The organism is Arsukibacterium sp. (genome assembly GCF_041616895.1).
In the GTDB taxonomy this organism is placed as follows: Bacteria; Pseudomonadota; Gammaproteobacteria; order Enterobacterales; family Alteromonadaceae; genus Alishewanella.
On the sequence record NZ_JBFJPY010000174.1, the window covers coordinates 1 to 3,018 of the forward strand.

Below are 3,018 nucleotides of genomic sequence, written 5' to 3' on the forward strand. Positions count from 1 at the left end.
CGCCAGACCAATAACGATGTTATACGTGGACCTTGGTTGTTTTGCCCCGCTTGTCGGGGCTTTTTTTATCTGCTATTTCGTGCTGCTGCCGCTAGCGGCGTTCAGTAACGAACCGAAAGGTTGATAAAAATTTGATATTGTCTGTTTTTAACCTATTTTTCACATTCATGTATTGCCTGAGCAGGTAAAAATAGCTAGCTTGTAAAAGCCATGCTAGGTTGTGTATGCGAAATGGCTAACACAGGTCAATGACAAAGGTTATGTCATAACATAACTACGTTATTAGTGGCTAAAACACTTAAACATACAAAAGGACATTATTTAATGTATAAGTGGATAATTACAACAATATTACTTTGCTGCTCGTTTGCTGCATCTGCAAATACCTGCTTTGATAGCCTTAATAAAGGTAGTTCGGCCTGCGTTGCCTATCATTACGATACCTTAACGGTGTATTTTAAAGATGCAAATAACGTTGAGCATAAAGCGTTAGTAAAGCGGGTTATTCAAAAATCAGACGGGATACTGATACATGCCGATTATGATTTTGTTGCGAGATGCACCTCACAATGTTCTGCATCGAATAATATCGTCAATGATGTGCTCTGGGCCTTTCGTAATGCCAATATTAATAACAGCTTCTATCAAAAAGTTGTTTACATGTGTGATCCAACAGTTGAAGAATGCTGTGATGATACCGGGTGTAACGAGATTTATGGTACCGAAAGCCCCACTGATGGCGAACAAGCGTCATCACATAAACTTAAAACTGATGGTCAGTGGGAAGTAACGCCATTAAACGGCAAGAAAACCCGCAACGGTGACATTATTGACAAAGCCTTGAACCGCACTGAAGCAATTACTAATATTGCAGATAATGTGTTACGTAACACTTCAAACGGTCAGCAAGTACAAACTGATCTGTCACAGGTTGTAGCACAGCCAATGTTATTTACAATAATTAATACACCTAGTGGGGGCGTTGCTGTCTGCGCTTCGTCAGGCAATTACTGTAACATGCTATCAGGCTCAGCGACAGCCAGTGAAAATATGGCTTATTTTGACTTATCTCATAACAATGGCCAAAATTTTAATGAAGCACTGAGAGGGTTTCTGCTCTCTAATTATCAACAAGATAATGGAATGATTTGTAATACGTCTACTAGTTGCAGTTCTAACGGCGACAGTTGCACTATTCACATGACCTGCCGTAAATATTAACAGCTAAGTGTTTTACTGAGTTAGTACCCTGAAAAAATTATGTATTTTGCCCCGCTTGTCGGGGCTTTTTTTTGGGTGTATGGTCAGCTAAATAGTTAATGCGGGACACATTATGAAAAACATTGCTCTGGTGGCACACGATGGTAAAAAAGCCACCCTATTAGAATGGATAGGTAAACACAAAGCGTTTTTTGCCGATAAAAACCTGGTTGCAACCGGCACCACCGGTAAACTGATTAGCGATGCGCTTAAGCAACCGGTGCAGTGTATGGCCAGCGGCCCGATTGGCGGCGATCAGCAAATTGGTGCATTAATCGCTGAGCAGAAAATTGACTGGCTGATTTTTTTCTGGGACCCGTTATCTTCCCAGCCACATGATCCTGACGTTAAAGCGCTGATCCGCTTAGCTGTTGTCTGGAATATTCCGGTGGCCTGTAATCGTGCCACAGCCGATTTTATTATTCATTCAAGCTTATATCAGCAAGACTATAAGCGGGAAGTACCCGACTTTTCAGCGCATAACAAGCGCATGACTAAAGAATAAGAGACATGTGATGACAGCAGTAAACGTTGGGCCGCTGGCCTTACCCCTAAGCCCTTTATTACTTCTAATTAGTGTTCTGCTCGGGCTATTGGTTGCCGCATTGGTCGGCCGCAAATATAACGTCTCGGTTACCGATCCGCTGTTAACGCTACTACTGGGCAGTTTACTGCTGGGCCGACTGGTGTTTGTGGCCCGCTTTGCAGACAGCTATAACAGTGTCTGGCAAATGCTGGATATCCGTGACCGTGGTTTTGATACCACGGCGACGTTGCTCGGGGCGCTGATGATTTTAGTCTGGCTGCTATGGCGGCGTAAGCAGCAGCGGCAGGCTTTACTGGCTGGGGTATTAACAGTAACGATGTTGTTTGGTGTGTTTAGCTCCGTTATTTATATTGGCCGCCAACAAGCTACTTTGCCTGAGCTGACTTTACAGCAGTTAAAGGGGGATAGCGTTAATTTAGCTGAGCTTGGCCGCGGCCAGATAACTGTGGTTAATTTGTGGGCTACCTGGTGTCCGCCTTGCCGGCGGGAGATGCCGGTATTACAACAAGCTGAGCAAGACTATCCTGAGGTACGTTTTGTACTGCTAAATCAGCGCGAACATCCCGAGACTGTGCAGCAATACCTGCAGCAAGCGGGGTTAACATTTCAATATTTGTTGCTCGATCGCCAGGGCCAGTTAGCCACTCAGCTTGGGGCACATGGCTTACCGGTAACCCTTTATTTTGGTGCAGAGGGGCAGTTGCTTAACAGCCATATGGGTGAATTATCAGCGGCCAGTCTGGCGCAAAGCCTGCAACAACTGGGAGTAGGTGCAGAATAAATATTAATAAATATAGATCGCAAACTTATTGAGAATAATTCGCGTTTATGTTTATATAACAACCCTGCACATTAGCCTGAAGTTGGAGTTATTCCCTATGCGTATTAAACCGACATTATTGCTTGTTTCTGCCCTTACCAGTGCTTTACTCAGTGCCGCTTCGGCAATGGCCAGTGAAGTAAATATTTATTCTGCCCGACAGGAAGAGTTGATTAAACCGTTGCTGGATGACTTTACCAAGGACACTGGTATCAAGGTTAACCTAATTACCGGTAAGCCTGACGAACTCATTAGCCGATTGGCCAGTGAAGGGCGCAACAGTCCTGCTGATGTATTGATCAGTACCGATGTGGGCCGCTTATACCGTGCCAAAACTCAGGGGGTATTGCAAAGCATCGAGTCTGAAACGCTGAGCTCGGCTATTCCAGCA

At 44.4% G+C, this 3,018-nt stretch carries 4 protein-coding genes; all 4 read left to right on the forward strand.

Features of this window, described 5'->3' with window-relative positions:
- Window positions 1-324 precede the first annotated feature (324 nt).
- Window positions 325-1,221 carry a hypothetical protein gene (locus tag ABY802_RS16385; RefSeq protein ID WP_372628189.1) on the forward strand — a complete coding sequence of 299 codons (897 nt, stop codon included), beginning with the start codon at window positions 325-327 and terminating at the stop codon, window positions 1,219-1,221.
- 112 nt (window positions 1,222-1,333) lie between these two features.
- The gene (locus ABY802_RS16390; RefSeq protein WP_372628190.1) at window positions 1,334-1,765 is read left to right on the forward strand and encodes a methylglyoxal synthase; all 432 of its coding nucleotides are present in this window, start codon (window positions 1,334-1,336) and stop codon (window positions 1,763-1,765) included.
- A gap of 10 nt (window positions 1,766-1,775) precedes the next feature.
- Entirely contained in the window at window positions 1,776-2,588 is an 813-nt protein-coding gene (locus ABY802_RS16395; protein WP_372628191.1) for a TlpA family protein disulfide reductase, read from the forward strand.
- A 166-nt stretch (window positions 2,589-2,754) separates the two neighbouring features.
- A partial coding sequence (locus tag ABY802_RS16400; protein WP_372628192.1) for an extracellular solute-binding protein occupies window positions 2,755-3,018 on the forward strand: 264 nt, incomplete at its 3' end.

Coding starts and splice junctions, on each gene's coding strand:
- ABY802_RS16390 (WP_372628190.1), top strand. CDS start 1,334: ATGAAAAACATTGCTCTGGTGGCACACGATGGTAAAAAAGCCACCCTA.
- ABY802_RS16385 (WP_372628189.1), top strand. CDS start 325: ATGTATAAGTGGATAATTACAACAATATTACTTTGCTGCTCGTTTGCT.
- ABY802_RS16395 (WP_372628191.1), top strand. CDS start 1,776: ATGACAGCAGTAAACGTTGGGCCGCTGGCCTTACCCCTAAGCCCTTTA.